Source organism: Curtobacterium sp. MCBD17_008, assembly GCF_003234475.1.
Taxonomy (GTDB): domain Bacteria; phylum Actinomycetota; class Actinomycetes; order Actinomycetales; family Microbacteriaceae; genus Curtobacterium.
Map to the genome: position 1 here is coordinate 22,305 of NZ_QKTK01000010.1, position 17,547 is coordinate 39,851.

Annotated in this window: 13 protein-coding genes; 7 read left to right on the plus strand and 6 right to left on the minus strand. The window is 71.8% G+C overall.

All coding sequences use genetic code 11. The features are described from left to right. Positions 1-69: 69 nt before the first annotated feature. Together DEI95_RS10590 and DEI95_RS10595 are read left to right on the plus strand one after the other, a co-directional pair. Entirely contained in the window at positions 70-858 is a 789-nt protein-coding gene (locus DEI95_RS10590; RefSeq protein WP_111060208.1) for an alpha/beta fold hydrolase, read from the plus strand. Then, positions 855-1,589, plus strand: coding sequence for a triacylglycerol lipase (locus DEI95_RS10595; RefSeq protein WP_258367568.1), 735 nt, complete (start codon positions 855-857; stop codon positions 1,587-1,589). The genes DEI95_RS10590 and DEI95_RS10595 overlap by 4 nt, the downstream gene beginning before the upstream one ends. Before the next feature lie 142 nt (positions 1,590-1,731). Here DEI95_RS10595 and DEI95_RS10600 read toward each other — a convergent pair whose 3' ends face one another. From DEI95_RS10600 to DEI95_RS10610, 3 genes are all read right to left on the minus strand, one after another. Further along, the gene (locus tag DEI95_RS10600) at positions 1,732-2,739 is read right to left on the minus strand and encodes a LacI family DNA-binding transcriptional regulator (RefSeq protein WP_111060209.1); all 1,008 of its coding nucleotides are present in this window, start codon (positions 2,737-2,739) and stop codon (positions 1,732-1,734) included. 21 nt (positions 2,740-2,760) lie between these two features. Then, positions 2,761-3,993, minus strand: coding sequence for an endo-1,4-beta-xylanase (locus tag DEI95_RS10605; RefSeq protein ID WP_111060210.1), 1,233 nt, complete (start codon positions 3,991-3,993; stop codon positions 2,761-2,763). 878 nt (positions 3,994-4,871) lie between these two features. Continuing rightward, a complete protein-coding gene (locus DEI95_RS10610; protein WP_258367569.1) occupies positions 4,872-5,903 on the minus strand; it encodes a LacI family DNA-binding transcriptional regulator in 1,032 nt (343 codons plus the stop codon). Between the two features lie 200 nt (positions 5,904-6,103). Here DEI95_RS10610 and DEI95_RS10615 point away from each other — a divergent pair, with 200 nt between their 5' ends. From DEI95_RS10615 to DEI95_RS10630, 4 genes are read left to right on the plus strand one after another with little or no spacing between them, the layout of a single operon-like run. Further along, the gene (locus tag DEI95_RS10615; RefSeq protein WP_110825957.1) at positions 6,104-7,399 is read left to right on the plus strand and encodes an ABC transporter substrate-binding protein; all 1,296 of its coding nucleotides are present in this window, start codon (positions 6,104-6,106) and stop codon (positions 7,397-7,399) included. A 2-nt stretch (positions 7,400-7,401) separates the two neighbouring features. Beyond that, on the plus strand, positions 7,402-8,433 hold the full coding sequence (locus tag DEI95_RS10620) for a carbohydrate ABC transporter permease (protein ID WP_110825958.1): 1,032 nt from the start codon (positions 7,402-7,404) through the stop codon (positions 8,431-8,433). Then, complete coding sequence (locus DEI95_RS10625) at positions 8,433-9,314, plus strand: carbohydrate ABC transporter permease (RefSeq protein ID WP_110825959.1); 882 nt, start codon at positions 8,433-8,435, stop codon at positions 9,312-9,314. The genes DEI95_RS10620 and DEI95_RS10625 overlap by 1 nt, the downstream gene beginning before the upstream one ends. Continuing rightward, positions 9,311-11,782, plus strand: coding sequence for a glycoside hydrolase family 3 N-terminal domain-containing protein (locus DEI95_RS10630; protein ID WP_111060212.1), 2,472 nt, complete (start codon positions 9,311-9,313; stop codon positions 11,780-11,782). Before DEI95_RS10625 ends, DEI95_RS10630 begins: the two co-directional genes overlap by 4 nt. Before the next feature lie 321 nt (positions 11,783-12,103). Here the strand turns inward: DEI95_RS10630 and DEI95_RS10635 are convergent, their stop codons facing one another. After that, positions 12,104-12,442, minus strand: coding sequence for a hypothetical protein (locus DEI95_RS10635; RefSeq protein ID WP_146234137.1), 339 nt, complete (start codon positions 12,440-12,442; stop codon positions 12,104-12,106). A 117-nt stretch (positions 12,443-12,559) separates the two neighbouring features. Between DEI95_RS10635 and DEI95_RS10640 the strand changes: the two genes are divergently transcribed. Further along, positions 12,560-13,180, plus strand: coding sequence for a YbaK/EbsC family protein (locus tag DEI95_RS10640; protein ID WP_110891243.1), 621 nt, complete (start codon positions 12,560-12,562; stop codon positions 13,178-13,180). Positions 13,181-13,190: 10 nt separating this feature from the next. On the opposite strand, the gene DEI95_RS10645 is transcribed toward DEI95_RS10640, so the two are convergent. Beyond that, positions 13,191-13,574 carry a VOC family protein gene (locus tag DEI95_RS10645; RefSeq protein WP_111060258.1) on the minus strand — a complete coding sequence of 128 codons (384 nt, stop codon included), beginning with the start codon at positions 13,572-13,574 and terminating at the stop codon, positions 13,191-13,193. 41 nt (positions 13,575-13,615) lie between these two features. Continuing rightward, positions 13,616-17,515, minus strand: coding sequence for an ATP-dependent RNA helicase HrpA (gene hrpA / locus DEI95_RS10650; protein WP_111060259.1), 3,900 nt, complete (start codon positions 17,513-17,515; stop codon positions 13,616-13,618). Positions 17,516-17,547: the final 32 nt, after the last annotated feature.

The window sequence follows — 17,547 nt, forward strand, 5'->3', positions numbered from 1 at the left end:
GGTAGCGCCTGGAGCCCGGCGGGGGAACGGTTCCCAGGCGCTGCGGCCCGGTCGGCATAGGGTCGGGGGATGCGTGCACTGGTGGAGACCGTCCAGGTCGACGGACACCCCGTCCGGCTGCGGACGATGGCGCCGGCCGGTCGGGTGCGGGACTCGTTCGCCCCCACGGTCGTGCTCGTGCACGGCATCGGGATGTCGCACCGGTCCTTCCACCGGGTGCAGACGGCGCTGTCCCGGACGCACCGGACCGTGTCGGTCGACCTGCCCGGGTTCGGCGGGTCGCCGTACGGCCGCCGTCGGTTCGAGGAGCACGAGTACGCCGACCTCGTCGTGCGCGCGGTCACCGCCCGGGGAGCGGGGGACGTCATCGTCCTGGGACAGTCGATGGGCACGCAGATCGCCGTCGAGGCCGCCCTCCGTCACCCCGACGTCGTCAGTTCCGTCGTCCTCGTCGGTCCGGTCGTCGACGACCGCCGCCGCTCCCTCGTCCGGCTCGCCGCCGCACTCGGCGTGGACGTCCTGCTCGAGGGCGCCCGGATGAACGCGATCGTCCTCTCGGACTACCTCCGGAGCATGCCCCAGTACCTCCGCGAACTCCGGCCGATGCGCAACTTCCGGATGACCGACGGCGTCCGGGCCCTGACCGTCCCGGTGCTCGTCATCCGCGGTGCGCAGGACCCGGTCGCGAAGCACGACTGGGCCGTGCGGCTCGCGGAGACCGCCACGCGCGGTGCCCTCGTCGAACTGCCCGGACCGCACCACGTGCAGGAACACCAGCCGGTCGCCGTCGCCCGACTGGTGGACGAGTTCCGTCGGGTCCAGACGCTCGAGTCGGCGCGCGACGGAGTCGTGCTGTGACCGGCCCGACCCGGCACCCGGGTGCGCCGATCGACGTGTCGGCGGGTGGGCCTCCCGTCCGGGTCGGCCTCCTCCGACGCGTGCGGTGGGCACTGCTCGATTGGCTCTACGCCGGGGTGTGGCAGGTCCGGAGCCTCGGCCCGACCACGGCCGACGACTACCGGACCGGCGACCGGCAGGCCGTCGTCGTCATCCCGGGCGTGTACGAGACGTGGCACTTCATGCGCCCCCTGATGGACGTCCTGCACGACCGCGGCCACCCCGTGCACGTGCTCACCGATCTGCGCCACAACGTCCGACCCGTCCCGGTGTCGGCGGAGGCGGTCATGGCGTACCTCGACGAACACGACCTGCAGCACGTCCTCGTCCTCGCGCACAGCAAGGGCGGGCTGATCGGGAAGTACGCGATGACCCGACTCGATCCGCACGGGCGGATCGACCGCATGGTCGCCGTGTCGACGCCGTTCGCCGGCTCGAAGTACGCGGTGCTCGCGCCCGTGCGACACCTCCGCGTCTTCCGGGCGGCGGACCCGGTGCTCGCCGGGCTGGCGCGGGAGCTGGACGCGAACAGCCGCATCACCTCGGTGTACGGGGTGTACGACACGCTCATCCCCGGTGGGTGTGAGCTCGCCGGGGCGGAGAACGTGCGGCTCGAACTCGGCGGGCACTTCCGGATCCTCGCCGACCGGCGGACCGCCGTCGCGGTGTTGCGCGCGGCGGACGGCGACTGAGCGGTCGACCTGCTCGGTCCCGCGGCGTCCTGTCCCGCGGCGTGCTGCTCCCGCTGGGCCCGTTCCTCCGGGCGCCACTCCGCCGGGCCTCACTCCTCCGGTGGTCCGTTCCTCCGGTGCCCGTTCCTGCGGGGCCCGTTCGTCAGCGGGTGGCGACGCTCGCGCGCTCCACGATCCGGTGCGGCACGACGACCGTCCGGACCGGTGCCTCCCGGTCGGCGATCCGCCGCTCCAACAGGTCGAGGGCGGCGTCCGCGAAGGCCTGACGGTCGAACGACACCGTGGTGAGCGCGGGGATCGCGAACGCGGCCTGGTCGACGTCGTCGAACCCGACGACGCTCACCTGCTCGGGCACCCGCACACCCCGAGCTGCGAGGACGTGCAGCACGCCGAACGCGATCGAGTCCGTGAACGCGAACACGGCGTCGGGCAGGGGGTTCCCGTCGAGCCAGGTGGCGAAGGCGGTGGCGGCGGCCGCGGTGGTCCACTCGGGGAGCGGGACCCGGAGCGCGGGGTCCACGTGCAGGTCTGCGCTGCCGACCGCGTCGTCGTGGCCGAGCTGCCGCAGCCGCGCCGTCGCGGTGACCCCGTCACGCCGTGGTGCCCCGACCACGGCGATGCGCCGGTGCCCTCGGTCGAGGAGCATCGTCGTGACCTCCCGGGCCGCTGCTCGGCTGTCCACGTGCACCTGGTCGACCTGCTCGGGCTCGACCTCGCCGATGACGACCGTCGGCGGCAACCCCTCGGTGTTCGCGAGGGTGCTCGCGCTGAGCGACACCGGGTTGAGCACGAGTCCGTCCACCAGGTGCGCCCGCGCGCGCGACACCAGTTCGCGCTCCCGTTCCGGGTCGTCGGCGGTCTGCTCCAACTGCACGACGAGCCCTCGGTCGTGCGCGAGTTCGACGAACCACCGCGCGAGGTCCGCCGAGTACGCGCTCGCGAGCTCCGGCAGCGTCAGGGCGATGGCGCCGGTCCGGCCGTTGCGGAGGCCACGGGCGGAGAGGTTCGGCACGTACGCCAGTTCGGCGACCGCGGCCTCCACCCGGGCCCGCGTCTCCGGGCGCACGACGACACCGCCGTTGACGACGTTGGACACCGTCTTCGGCGACACCCCCGCGAGGGCGGCCACGTCCCGCACGGTCGCTCGCATGACAGCACCGTAGCGCGGCCGTCAGCCGACGGTGCGGACCCGCACCTGCGCCGGGTCGTCGTCGCCGACGGTGACGGTGGTCTCCTGTGCCCCGACGCGGACGGCGTACTCGCCGCGGAACCCGCGGAACACCACCCGCCCGGCGTCGTCGGTGCGCAGGGTGGTCGGCGGTGTCCACCACTCGTCCTTCACCAGCCGACGGAGGGCGTCGTAGGACGGCTTCGGGGTGCCGTCGGCCCGGACGAGCCCGATCGGTGCGCCCAGCCACGCCCCCTCGTCCGTGATGCCCCAGTAGGTGATCGCCTCGACGGCCGGGTGCCCGACCAGGCTGCGGTAGTGCCGTTCGAGTTCGTCCGCCTGGCGTGCCTCGCCCTCGGGCGTCGACGGCCACGAGTCGACCACGTGGTCGTTGAGGTCGACGATGTGCGCGGGCATGAGCTCGCCGGACACGAGTGACGTCTCGGTCAGGTGCAGCGGCAGGCCGTACCGGGCGAACCGGTCGACCATCGCGAGCATGGTGTCCTCACCCCAGTAGCCCTGGTGCATGTGGGTCTGCAGCCCGATCGCGTCGATGCGGATGCCGGCCTCGAGGACGCCCTCGATCAGGCACTCGTAGGCGTCCGAGAGGTCGAAGTCGTTGAGCAGCAGGGTGACGGCGGGGTTCGTGGTGCGGGCCTCCTCGACGGCCATCCGGATCATCGCCAGGCGACCGCGTGCCAGTGCGAGCGGCGTGATCGCGTTGTCGCCGTTCGCGAAGTGCGGCATGATCACGACCTCGTTGATCGCGTCCCACGTGTCGACCAGCCCGGCGAAGTCGCTGACCTCCCGGCGGATCCGCTCGCGCTGCAGGCGCTCGACCTCGTCGTTCCCCAGACCGAGCAGCCAGTCCGGTTGCACGGTGTGCCAGACGAGGGGATGTCCCTTCGTCGCGACGCCTCGGTCGCGGAACCACCCGGCGGTGCGCTGGAGTCGTCCGGTGTCCGGCTGCCCGCGCTCCGGCTCGAACCGGCCCCAGTAGAACGGCAGGGTCGCGGTGTTGAAGACGTCGAGCCACAGGTCCGCGAGCTCCGGCGTCCCGACGTCCGGCTCGCCGTTCGCCAGCCCGACGAAGTCGAAGCCGATGTTGCCGAAGCCGAACGCGTGCCGCCGCTGCTCGACTCGGACGTCGGCGTCCGCGACGGGAGTGCCGTCCGCGTCGGTGACGGTGACGACCGCCTCGCCGGTCCGGTGTGCTGTGTCCTGGTGCGTCGCCATCGACGGCCTCCCCATTTGTTGTGAGCGGCAACGTATCAGGTCCGGCTCGCGGACTCGAGGGGTGTGTGCGACGTCGTCGCCCGTCCGCGGGACGCCCCCGTCTGCCGGCGGCGCCGCCGACCAGGTGTGACGCCGCTGTCGACGCGAGACGCCCCTGGCCAGGCGGGACGCCGCCGGAAGTGCCGGCGTCTCGCGGGTGGGGCGGCGTCGTGCACGGACGCCGGCGTCTCGCGCGTCAGGACACCGGACGGGAGGCGCGGCTCGGTCGGGCACCGAGCCTCCCGTCCTGCGCGCGAGGCGGAGGCGGCAGGCCGCCGTCTGCCGACGCGAAACGCCCCTGGCCAGGCGAGACGCCCCTGGCCAGGCGAGACGCCCCTGGCCAGGCGAGACGCCGCCGGAAGTGGCGGCGTCTCAAGGGCGGGGCGGCGTCGTGCGCAGACGCCGGTGTCTCGTGCGCCGAGGGTGCCGGGACGGGAGGCGCGGGTCGATCGGACGCGGGGCCTCCTGTCGAGCGCGCGGGGCGGGGGCGAGACACCCCCGTCTGCCGACGGACGCCGCTGCCGACGCGAGACGCCGCCGGAAGTGGCGGCGTCTCGCGGGCAGGGCGGCGTCGTGCGCAGACGCCGGTGTCTCGCGCGCCGAGGATGCCGGGACGGGAGGCCCGGGTCGGTCGGGCACCGGGCCTCCTGTCCAGCGCGCGGGGCGGGGGCGAGACGCCCCCGTCTGCCGACGACGCCGCCGACCAGGCGAGACACCGCGGGATACGGCGGCGTCCTCCGCTCCCGGGGGTGTCTTCAGCGTCCGGCGGCGTCCTCCGTGCCCGGGGCCGCGCCCGGGGTCTCACGCACTCGGCGGCGTCCCGCGCGCCGGGTGCCGTCTCACGCGCCGGGCGGTGGGGCGGTGCTCGCGCGCACCACGAGCGACGCCGGCAGCTGCACGTGCGCGGGGACGTCCCGCCCGCCGAGGAGCTCGAGGAGCATTCGGAGGGCCTCGGCGCCGAGGTCGTGCAGTGGCTGGGCGACGGTCGTCAGCGGGGGAGCGGCGTTCGCGGCCTGCGGCACGTCGTCGAAGCCAACCACCGAGAGGTCCTGCGGCACCCGGAGTCCGAGTTCGCCCGCCACCTGGAGCACCCCGATCGCCGAGCTGTCGTTCGCCGCGAAGACCGCGGTCGGACGGTCCGGGCGGGAGAGGAGCTCGCGGGCGACCTCGGCGCTGACCGTGGTCTGGTAGTCGCCGACGCACACCAGGTCCGGGTCGAACGGGATGCCCGCGGCCTCGAGCGACTGTCGGTAGCCGATCTCGCGGAGTTCGGCCGACGCCAGGTCCGCGCGACCCCGGATGTGTGCGATCCGACGGTGTCCGAGGCCGATGAGGTGCTCGGTCGCCGCTCGGGCCCCGCCGATGTTGTCCGAGTCGATGGCCGCGTGGCCCTCGGGTCCGGTGTGCGGGTCGATCGAGACGACCGGGATCGGCGTGCTCGCCATGAGCGTGGTCGGCGTGACGACGATCGCGCCGTCGATCAGGGTGCCGGCGAGGCGGGAGAGCGACCGGCGCTCCCAGCCGGGCCGGGCCTCCCCGCTGACGAGTCCGGCGTAGGCGAGCAGTTCGTAGCCCGTGCCGTCGGCGGCCGACGAGATGCCCTTGAGGAGCTCGGTGGAGAACGGCTCGAACTCCGTGACGAGGATGCCGATGACGTCGGTGCGGCTGCGCCGGAGGCTCCGGGCGACGAGGGAGCTCTCGTACCCGAGTGACTCGATCACTGCGAGCACCCGCTGCGAGGTGGCGGCGGCGACACCGTCGCGCCCGTTGATGACCTTCGAGACGGTCGGCACCGAGACGCCGGCGGCTCGCGCGACATCGCTGATGGTGGTCCGCCCCGGGAGGGGAGCAGGACGGGCGATGGCATCCACGTCGACACCGTACTCGTCCACGAGCTCCGTCCGGCACGCCACGACCGAGTCCGTGGCATGGAGCGCGACATCGGCCGTCCACGCCGCGCACCGGACAGAAATCGTTATCGAAATCGATTGACAGCGCCTCCGGCAGCCGTGCATGCTCTCCCTGCGGCCTCGCGGTCGCATGTCAACGACGACTACCGAGGGACTCCACAATGACGAGGAAGAACAGGTTCGCGGCGGCCATCGCCATCGCAGCCGGCACCGCACTGCTCGCCACGGGCTGCTCGAGCGGCGGAGCCGCCGACGACGGCGACGGCAAGGTCACGATGACCTTCTGGCACAACTCCACCACCGGCCCCGGCAAGGCCTACTGGGAGGACACCGTCAAGGCGTTCGAGGCGAAGAACCCGAACGTGACGGTCAAGATCCAGGCGATCCAGAACGAGGACCTGGACGGCAAGCTCCAGACCGCGCTCAACTCCGGCGACGGCCCCGACGTGTTCCTGCAGCGCGGCGGCGGCAAGCTCAACGCGATGATCAACGCCGGGCAGCTGCTCGACATCAAGGACTCGATCAGCGCCGACGCGAAGAAGTCGATCAGCGCCGGGACCTTCTCGGGCTACGACGCGAAGGACGGCACCTACGCGATGCCCGTCGCCGTGCTCCCCGAGGGCATCTGGTACAGCCAGGACCTCTTCGAGAAGGCCGGCATCGAGGGCACCCCCACCACGATGGACGAGCTCAACGAGGACATCGCCAAGCTCAAGGACTCGGGTGTCGACCCCGTCGCCGTCGGTGCGAAGGACGCCTGGCCGGCCGCGCACTGGTACTACAACTTCGCCCTCCGCGCCTGCAGCGAGAAGACCCTGACCGGTGCCGCCGAGTCGTTGAAGTTCGACGACAAGTGCTGGACCGAAGCCGGCAAGCAGCTCGAGGACTTCAACGACACGAAGCCGTTCAACAAGGGCTTCCTGACCACCGCCGCCCAGCAGGGCGCGGGGAGCTCCGCGGGTCTGCTCGCCAACCACAAGGCGGCCATGGAACTCATGGGCGCGTGGGACCCGGGCGTGATCTCCTCGCTCACCCCGGACGCCAAGCCGCTGCCCGACCTCGGCTGGTTCCCGTTCCCCGCGGTCGAGGGTGGCAAGGGTGACCCGAAGTCGATGATGGGTGGCGTCGACGGCTACTCCTGCACCGCGCAGGCCCCGAAGAAGGCGTGCACCGACTTCCTCAACTTCATCGTGCAGAAGGACAACCAGGAGGGCTACTACAAGGCCTTCCAGGCGATCCCCGTCAACCAGGACGCACAGTCCGTCGTGTCGGAGCCGTACCTGAAGTCGGCCCTGGCCGCCTACAAGGAAGCCCCGTTCGTCTCGCAGTACCTCGACACCCTGTACGGCCAGAACGTCGGCAACGCGCTGAACACCAGCGTCGTGGACGTCCTCGCCGGCAAGGGGACCGCGAAGGACATCGTCACCACCACCAACCAGGCTGCGGCCAAGGGCTGACCATGACCCTCAACACCTCGCTCGGCACGACCCCGGCCACCGGGTCGGACGGCGCCGCGGGGTCCACGCCGGCGGGGAGCGGTGCGTCCAGCGCACCGCGCCCCGCCGGGCGTCGGCCCGCCAAGCGGCTCGCGGACTGGCGGCAGCGCGCGGAGATCGCCGTCCTCGCCGGTCCCGCCGTGATCGTCTTCGTGACGTTCGTCATCCTGCCCGTCGCCATGGCGGCGTACTACGGGTTCTTCAAGTGGCAGGGCTACGGCCCGCCCACCGACTTCGTCGGGTTGCAGAACTACCTCATCATCTTCCAGGACCAGGCCTTCCACTCGGTCCTCATGCACAACGGCTTCATCGTCGTGCTCTCCCTGGTGCTGCAGGGGCCGATCGCCATCGTGCTCGCACTGCTGCTCAACCAGAAGATGCACGGCCGCGGACTCGTCCGCGTGCTCGTCTTCGTGCCGTACGTCATCTCCGAGGTCATCGTCGGCACCGGGTGGAGCCTGCTCCTGCAGTCCAACGGTGCCGTCAACGACATGCTGCAGACGATCGGCCTCGGCGGCCTGCGGGCGGACTGGCTGTCCAACCCGGACATCGCCATCTGGACGCTGCTCGTGATCATCTCGTGGAAGTACATCGGCTTCGCGGTGATCCTGTTCCTCGCCGGTCTGCAGAGCATCCCCGAGGAGCTGTTCGAGGCGGCCGCGATCGACGGTGCCGGCTACTGGCAGATCCAGCGTCGCATCACCCTGCCGCTGCTCGGCCCGACGATCCGCATCTGGGCGTTCCTGTCCATCATCGGCTCGCTCCAGCTGTTCGACCTCGTCTACATCATCTGGGGGCAGTACATCGCCTCGACCGCCGGCACCTCGACGATGGCCACGTACATGGTCGGCAACGGGCGCAACTCCGGGAACTTCGGTTTCGGCAGCGCGGTCGCCGTCGTGATGTTCGTCATCTCCCTGGCCGTCGCGCTGATCTACCAGCACTTCGTGCTCCGCCGGGACACCGCGGGCGCGATCACCGAGAGGAAGAAGTGATGGCCACCACGAGCATCGTCGCCCCCGGGCGACGGGCGACGCGGGAGCGTCGGTCGAGCGCGGCCATCGGTCGCGCCAACCCGCTCACCTACGTCGTGGCGATCCTGTTCGTCGCCGCCAACCTCGCCCCGGTGCTGTACATCGTGCTGGGCGGGTTCCGGACGAACTCGCAGATCACCACGAGCCCGGCGGGTCTGCCGGCGCCGTTCGAACTCGGCAACTACGGCTCGGTGCTGAGCAGCTCGATCTTCTGGCGTGAGCTCGGCAACTCGACGATCAGCGCCGTCGCCACCACCGCCGGTGTCGTCGTGCTCGGCCTGATGGTGAGCTACGTGCTCGCCCGCTACCGGTTCGCCGGCCGCGGCGCGCTCTACGCCCTGTTCGCCGCCGGCCTGATGTTCCCGATCACCGTCGCGATCACGCCGCTGTACCTGCTCATCAAGGACCTCGGTCTCACGAACAGCCTGGCCGGCGTGATCCTCCCGCAGATCGCCTTCGCCCTGCCGACGACGGTCATCATCCTGGTGCCGTTCCTCCGGGCCATCCCCGACGAGCTCGAGGAGGCCGCGTCCATCGACGGCGCCAGCCGCCTCGGCTTCTTCTTCCGGATGATCGTGCCGCTGTCCCTGCCCGGTGTCGTGACGGTCGGCATCCTGGCGTTCATCGCCAGCTGGAACAGCTACATCTTGCCGCTGTTCATCCTCAACAACGAGGGCAGCTACACCCTGCCGCTCGGTGTGCAGGCGTTCTCGTCGCAGTACTCGGTCGACACCGCCAAGGTGCTCGCGTTCACGTCCATGTCGATGATCCCCGCCCTCGTGTTCTTCACGATCTTCCAGCGTCGGATCGTCGGCGGGCTCACCGGGGCGGTCAAGGGATGACGATCACGAACCAGCCCCGGCACACGTCGGGGGACCGCGCCGTCGGCGCGGCCCGGACCGACCTGGCGGACCCGACCCCGGGCCTCCCGGCCGTCCCCGAGGTGAGTGACCGCGTCCGCGACCTGCTCGCCCGGATGACCCTCGAGGAGAAGGCGGCGCAGATCGTCGGCTACTGGCTCGACCAGAACGGCGTCGTCGCCCCCATGCAGGGCGAGATGGCGGCCGCGCAGGACGCCCAGGCGACCCTGCCGGAGGTCACCCGCGACGGCATCGGGCACTACACCCGCGTCTACGGGACCCGACCGGTCGACGCCGAGGAGCGAGCCGCGTGGCTCTGGCAGGAGCAGCGGCGCCTGAAGCGGGAGACCCGCCTCGGCATCCCCGCGCTCGTGCACGAAGAGTGCCTCACCGGGCTCGCCGCGTGGAAGGCCGCGACCTTCCCGACCCCGCTCGCGTGGGGTGCGTCGTTCGACCCGGAGCTCGTCGAGCAGGTCGGCCGCGCCATCGGCGACTCGATGCGCGAACTCGGCATCCACCAGGGCCTCGCCCCGGTGCTCGACGTCATCCGGGACCCCCGCTGGGGTCGGGTGGACGAGTGCATCGCCGAGGACCCGTACCTCGTCGGGACCGTCGGCACCGCCTACGTCCGCGGACTGCAGGACGCCGGCGTGCACGCCACGCTGAAGCACTTCCTCGGCTACTCGTCATCGCGGGGTGGACGGAACCACGGACCGGTGTCCGCCGGGCCGCGGGAGATCCGCGACGTGTTCCTGCCGCCGTTCGAGATGGCACTGCTCGACGGGAACGCCCGTTCGGTCATGAACTCGTACACCGAGACCGACGGTGTCCCGATGGCGGCCAGCCCCGAGTACCTGACCGGGGTGCTCCGTGAGCAGCTCGGCTTCGACGGCACCGTCGTCGCGGACTACTTCGCTGTCGCCTTCCTCGAGGTCATGCACGCCGTCGCCGCCGACCGTGGGGAAGCGGCAGCGCTCGCCCTCGAGGCCGGCATCGACGTCGAGCTGCCCACCGGTGACGCGTACCTGCAGCCGCTCGTCGACCGGGTGCGGTCCGGGCAGTTCGACGAGGCGTTCGTCGATCGTGCCGTCCTCCGTGCGCTCGCGCAGAAGGAGGCGCTCGGCCTGCTCGACGCAGACGCGTACGAGGACGAGCCGCCCACCGGGGTCGACCTCGACTCGCCGCGGCACCAGGCCCTCGCCCGACGGCTCGCCGAGGAATCCGTCGTGCTGCTCGCCAACGACGGCGTGCTCCCGGTCCGGCGGACACCGCGCTCCGTCGCGGTCATCGGCCCGAACGCCGACCGGGCCGAGGCCCTGCAGGGCTGCTACTCGTTCGCGAACCACGTCCTGGCCGCGCACCCCGGGCTGCCGCTCGGGTTCTCCATCCCGACCGTGGCCGAGGCACTGACCGACGCGCTCGACGGCGCATCGGTCCGTGTCGTCGAGGGCTGCACGGTCGAGGGGGAGGACCGGACCGGCATCGCCGCTGCCGTCTCCGCCGCTGCCGACGCCGAGCTCGCCGTCGTCGTCGTCGGCGACCAGGCCGGCCTCTTCGGGCGCGGCACCGTCGGCGAGGGCAACGACTCCGAGTCGCTCGACCTGCCCGGCGTGCAGCGCGACCTGGTGGAGGCCGTGGTCGCCACCGGCACGCCCGTCGTCCTGGTGCTCCTCACCGGCCGCCCGTACGCGATCAGCTGGGCGCTCGACGGGGACCAGCCCCGTCCGGCGGCGGTGCTGCAGGCGTTCTTCCCCGGCGAGGGCGGCGGACTCGCGATCGCCGACGTCGTCACCGGGCGGGTGAACCCCTCCGGTCGCCTGCCGGTCTCGCTGCCCCGGTCCGCGGGGGCGCAGCCGTACTCGTACCTGCACCCGGTGCTCGGCGGTCCGTCGGACGTCACCGCGACCGACTCCACGCCGGTCCGGCCGTTCGGCTTCGGCCTGTCCTACGCGTCCTTCGCGTACTCGGACCTGGCCGTCGACGGCTCGGTGCAGGCCGGGGGCACCTTCACCGCGAGCGTCACCGTGACGAACACCAGCTCGGTCGCGGGTGGGCACGTCGTGCAGCTCTTCGGGCACGACGTCCACGGCTCGGTCACCCGGCCCGTCGTGCAGCTGCTCGGCTACGCACGTGTCGACCTCGACGCGGGGGAGACCGTCCGGCTCGCGTTCACGGTGCCCACCACGCGTCTGGCGTTCAGCGACCGGCGCATGGTCCGGATCGTCGAGCCCGGTGACGTCGAGGTGTGGGTCGGGTCGCACGCGGCGGCCTCTGCTTCCGTCGCGGACGTCGACGCGTCGACCGGCGGCGCGATCGTCAACGAGCGAGCGACCGCGGCGCCGGCGGTGCCCGGCACGGCGACTCCGCGAGCGCGGATCGCGGTCGTGGGGCCCGTCCACGAGGTGATCACCCGCGACGCGCGACTGGTCACCTGGGAGGTCGTCGGCTGACGGGGAACCAGCCGGAGACGCCCACCGCGGGGAGCGCGGTGCGTCGGACGGGAGGCCCGTGAACAGTCGGTCGCGGGCCTCCCGTCCGTCGTGTCCCACTGCCCGGTCCGCGCCTGGCGACGGCCCTCGGGCTGCGGCCTGCGAACGGTGTCGCTCACCGCGGAGCCCGCCGGCCGCCCGCCCTGGGTGGCGCGATGAGCAGCGCTGCCGATGGCGACCGGCGGGATGACGGCGGGCTCCATCGCCCTCGGGCTGGGTGTCCAGCTGTGGGCGTCGGCGTGGGGGTGTCGCGGGGTCTGCGCGGGGACCGGGCGCCGGTCGTCAGACCGCGCGCAGGGCGATCTGGACCGCGACGACGAACGGGAGGACCCCGAGCGCCGCGGAGGCGGCCGCGAGCCAGATCGCAGCGGTCCGACCGGGGACCCGACGGAGACCGACCGCGACGGCCACCGCGACGAGGGCGAGCGGGAAGGTGCACAGCGTCGCCCGCGCCGGCCACGCCCACGGTGCCCAGGCTCGTTCGCTCTCGTACGGCGCATCGATCGACGCCACGAGCCCGACGATGACGACGACGGTCTCGATGCCGGGCGGCACCGCGATGAGGACGTCGCGCAGCACACGCCACCGGTCCGGCCGATGGACTCGTGGTTCCTCCCCCATGTCGCGAGGCTACCGGGCGCGGGTGCCCGTGCGTCCCCGGGCGTCCGCACGGGCTGTCCGCTGCGGACGGGTCGACTCCTGACCAGTCGCGGTGGTTCCCGTCCCTAGGGTGGGGGGATGCCCACGCTGAACCGCATGCCCGTCCTGCTTGCCACCGGCTCGATCGCCATCCCGGTCGCGGAGGCCCTGGTCGCCCTGCCGTTCGAGGTGCTGCAACGCATCGAGGCCGCGCCGATCGACCCCGAGCTCGCCGACACCGCGGCGTTCTCCGAGGCGTACGGCTTCCCGGTCGCGGGCGGCGCGAACTGCATCGTCGTCGCGGGCAAGCGGGGTGACACCGTGACGTACGCGGCCTGCGTCGTGCTCGCCTCCACGAAGCTCGACGTGAACCGCACCGTGAAGGGGTTGCTCGGCGCCCGGAAGGTCAGCTTCGCGCCGATGGAGGACGCCGTGGAGCGCACCGGCATGGAGTACGGCGGGATCACCCCGATCGGGCTGCCCGCCGACTGGTCCGTGTACGTCGACGCACGGGTACTCGAGGCGCCCGAGGTCGTCATCGGTGCGGGCGTGCGCGGGGCGAAGCTGTTCCTGCCCGGTGCGGTGCTCGCCGCGTTGCCCCGGGTCGAGGTCGTCGAGGGGCTCGCGGTCGAACCCGCCGCCGACGCCGACGCGGCCGATGTCGATGCCGATGCCGATGCCGATGCAGGCACCGGTACGGGCTCCGAGCAGGTCGGCTGACGGCTCGCAATCAGTCCTGCGGTCGGACCAGGCAGAACGGGTGCCCGGCCGGGTCGAGGTAGACGCGGAACGTGTCCGTCCCCTCGCCGGTCGCGGCCGCTCCGATCGCCAGCACGGCTCGCTCGCCCGCGTCGAGGTCGTCGACCTTGACGTCGAGGTGGATCTGCTGCGGGACGTCCTGCCCAGGCCACACCGGCGCTCGGTAGTCGTCGACCCGTTGGAAGGCGAGCAGGGGGCGGTGCCCGGCGAACGGCAGGGTGACCTCCACCCACTCGTCGTCCGGAGTGAGCGTCTCGGCCTCCTCGACGACGCCCCCGAGGAGCTCGGCGTAGAAGCGGGCGAGGGCCGCGGGGTCTGGGCAGTCGAGGACGACGACGTCGAGTGAGCCGATCATGGCGGTCACCGTAGTCCTCGTGGGCAGGAGCCGTCCTCCGGTCAGCGTGAGGCCGCGGTGAGGGCCTTCGTGATCCGCTGCAGGGAGACGGTCTCGGCGGTGCCGAGCTCCTGCGCGAACAGGCTGAGGCGGAACTCCTCGAGCATCCACCGGGCGTGCACGAGCTCCGGATGCGACCCCACGACCGGTGGGAACGCGCCCCCGGCCTCGACGTAGCGATCGGTCGCGCCGGTGACCTCGCGCATCCACCCGGCGTCCCGGCCGGGGTTCTGCAGGAGCTTGGTCACCCGGGCCTCGATGCCCTGCAGGTACACGCGGATGCGCCGCAGTCGGTCGAGTCCGGCGACCGAGACGAACCCGGCGAAGACCAGCCGTTCCATCTGCTGGCGCATGTCCGACAGGGCCGGCAGCAGCGCCATGTTCGTCGCCTGCTTCAGCGCCCGCTCGGCGTTCCGCTGCGCCGTCAGGACGGCCGCGACCTCGGACACGGCGGTGAACATCGTGTCCACCACCGTCGCGGAGACCGCATCCCGGACCTGCTCGAACGCTGCCCGGGTGAAGACGAGACCGTCCGGGTGGGTCCGGCGGATCCCGGCGTCGACCACGGCGGCCAGGACGTCGTCGAAGAGCGCAGACGTGGACGGGTAGGGACTCGCGGCGAGGGCGAGCTTCTCCTGCGCGGTGAGGTGCTGCTGGATGTAGGAGACGGGGGACGGCACCGCGAGCATGACGAGTCGCCGCACCCCCGCGGGCATCTGGACGGCGCGGTCTCCCGGCGTCGCGAGGAGCTGCACGCCGACGGTTGCCTTCGGCCCGCTGCCCTCCTCGACGAGTGCCGGGTAGGCGCGGATGACCCCACCGGCCTGCTTCGTGTCGAGCACCTCGGGCAGGTCCTCGTCCGGCCAAGCGGTCAGGCCGGACCGTTCGATGCGGCGGCCCGAGCCGGCGTCCGCGACCCGGGACGAGCCTCCCGGCTGGCCCTGCCGCTGCGTGGCGGCGGCGACGCTCTGCTGCGTGCGGTCCTTGAGCTTGGTCTGCAGGGCGGCGAGGTCCTTGCCGGCCTCGACCCGGCGTCCGCGTTCGTCGACGACCGCGTACGTCGGCAACAGGTGCGCGGGCACCCGCGACATGTCGAAGTCGGACTCGGAGACGGGCACGTGCACGAGCCGCTGGATCGTCTTCGCCAGGGTCGCGCGGAAGCTCTCGGTCGGCGTCGTCGGGGCGTCGTCCGGCAGCTCGGCGACGATCTTCTCCGCCCAGTCCGCGGCCGGGACGACGTTCTTGCGGATCTGCTTCGGCAGCGCCTTGATGAGCGCGGTGACGAGTTCCTTCCGGAGCCCGCGGACCTGCCAGTCGAAGCCCTCTTCCCGCATGCGCGGCAGGACGGCGAGCGGCACCTGGACGCTCACGCCGTCGTCTTCGGCGCCGGGCTCGAAGCGGTAGCGGACGGCGAGGCGCTGGTCGCCGCTCCGCCACTGGGTCGGGTACTCGGCGTCGTCCTCAGCGGCGGATGCGGCGGACTCGTCGAGGAGGTCCTCGCGGCGCATCGTGAGGAGGTCGGGCTGGTCGCGGCGCGTCCTGCGCCACCAGCCTTCGAAGTCGCGGGTCGTGGCGACCTCGGCGGGGATGCGGGCATCGTAGAACTCGACGACCGTCTCGTCGTCGAGCAGGATGTCCCGCCGTCGGGTCCGCTCCTCGAGCTGTTCGAGTTCACGCCGGAGCTTCCGGTTCGCGCGGTCGAACGCCTGCTGCGAGTCCCATTCACCCTCGACCAGGGCGTGCCGGATGAACAGCTCCCGCGAGTGCACCGGGTCGATCCGGTTGTACTGCACCCGGCGTCGCTGGACGATCGGCACACCGAACAGCGTGACGCGCTCGAACGCGACGACCGCGCCCTGCTTCTTCTCCCAGTGCGGTTCGCCGTAGGTGCGCTTGAGCAGGTCACCCGCCAGGGGCTCCACCCACGCTGGGTCGATGCGTGCGACGGTCCGGGCGAACAGACGGCTGGTCTCGACGAGTTCGGCGGCCATCACCGCGTCCGGCTGCTTCTTCGCGAGCACGCTGCCCGGGAACACCACGAAGCGGGTGTTCCGCGAACCGAGGTAGTCGCGCTTCTCACGGTCGCGCAGGCCGATCTGGCTGAGGAGCCCGGCGAGCAACGCGCGGTGGACCGAATCGGGGTCGTCCTTGCGCTCCTTGCCGACGTGGATTCCAACCTGCTTCGCCGCCCGCGAGAGCTGGCGGTACAGGTCCTGCCACTCGCTGATGCGGAGGTGGTTGAGGAACTCCGCCTTGCACATCCGGCGGAACGCGCTCGAGGACAGTTCCTCCTGCTTCTCCTCCAGGTGGTTCCAGAGGCCGAGCAGGGTCAGGAAGTCGCTGGTGGGGTCGGCGAAGCGCGCGTGCAGCTGGTCGGCCTGTGCGCGCTTCTCGAGTGGACGCTCACGCGGGTCCTGGATGCTCAGGGCCGAGACGATGGCGATGACCTCCCGGCCGACGCCCTGCCGGCTCGCCTCGAGCACCATCCGACCCAGGCGGGGGTCGATCGGCAGCCGCGTCAGCTGCTTGCCCGTCTTCGTGATGGCGCCGGCCGTGTCGACGGCGCGGAGTTCGCGCAGCAGGTCGAGGCCGTCCTTCACGCCGCGCGAGTCCGGCGGCTGCAGGAACGGGAACGACTCGATGTCACCGAAGCCGAGGGAGATCATCTGCAGGATGACGGCGGCCAGATTCGTCCGGAGGATCTCCGGGTCGGTGTACTCGGGACGACGGTCGAAGTCGTCCTCCGAGTACAGGCGGATCGCGATGCCCGCGCTCGTGCGGCCGGCTCGACCGGAGCGCTGGTTCGCGGACGCCTGCGAGATCGCCTCGATCGGCAGTCGCTGCACCTTCGCCCGCGGGGAGTACCGCGAGATGCGGGCCGTCCCGGTGTCGATGACGTACTTGATGCCGGGGACCGTCAGGGACGTCTCGGCGACGTTCGTCGCGAGCACCACCCGACGGCGGACGCCCGGCGTCGTCGAGCGCTGGAACACCCGGTGCTGATCGGCCGCGGACAACCGCCCGTACAGCGGCAGGACCTCGGTTCCCGGGTAGTGCTTGCCCTCGATGGCGTCCTGGGCGTCGCGGATCTCGTTCTCGCCGGACAGGAACACGAGGACGTCGCCCGGGTCCTCGCGGGCGAGTTCGTCCAGCGCGTCCGTGATGCCCTGCAGCGGGTCCCGGTCATCGCCAGCCGTCGGGCTCCCGGTGCGGCCCGCGGCGCCGCCCTTCGACGTCGCCGGTCGGGTGCCGGCAGGACGCTCGTCGAACTCGTCCTCGTCCTCGTCGTCGCCAGCGGCGTCCTCGTCGGCGACGAGCGGCCGGTAGCGGATCTCCACCGGGTAGGTGCGCCCGGACACCTCGACGATCGGGGCGCCGCCGAAGTGCTGTGAGAACGACTCCGGGTCGATCGTGGCACTCGTGATGATGAGCTTGAGGTCGGGCCGCCGGGGGAGGAGTCGCTTGAGGTACCCGAGCAGGAAGTCGATGGTGAGGGACCGCTCGTGCGCCTCGTCGATGATGATCGTGTCGTACCGCTCGAGATCCCGGTCGAAGTGGATCTCGTTCAGCAGGATGCCGTCGGTCATCAGCTTGATGCGGGTGTTCGCGCTCACCTTGTCGGTGAAGCGCACCTGGTACCCGACCAGGTCGCCCAGCTCACCGCCGAGCTCGTCTGCCACTCGCTCGGCGATCGTGCGCGCGGCGATGCGGCGGGGCTGCGTGTGGCCGATGTTCTCGCGTCCGAGTTCCAGGCAGATCTTCGGCAGCTGCGTCGTCTTGCCCGAACCCGTCGCCCCGGCCACGATGACGACCTGGTTGTCGCGGATCGCAGCGGCGATGTCGTCGCGCCGCTGCGAGACGGGCAGTTCCGGCGGGTACGTGATGACGGGGGGATTCGACATGAGCATTCCAGGATACCGCCCGGGCGGGTCCA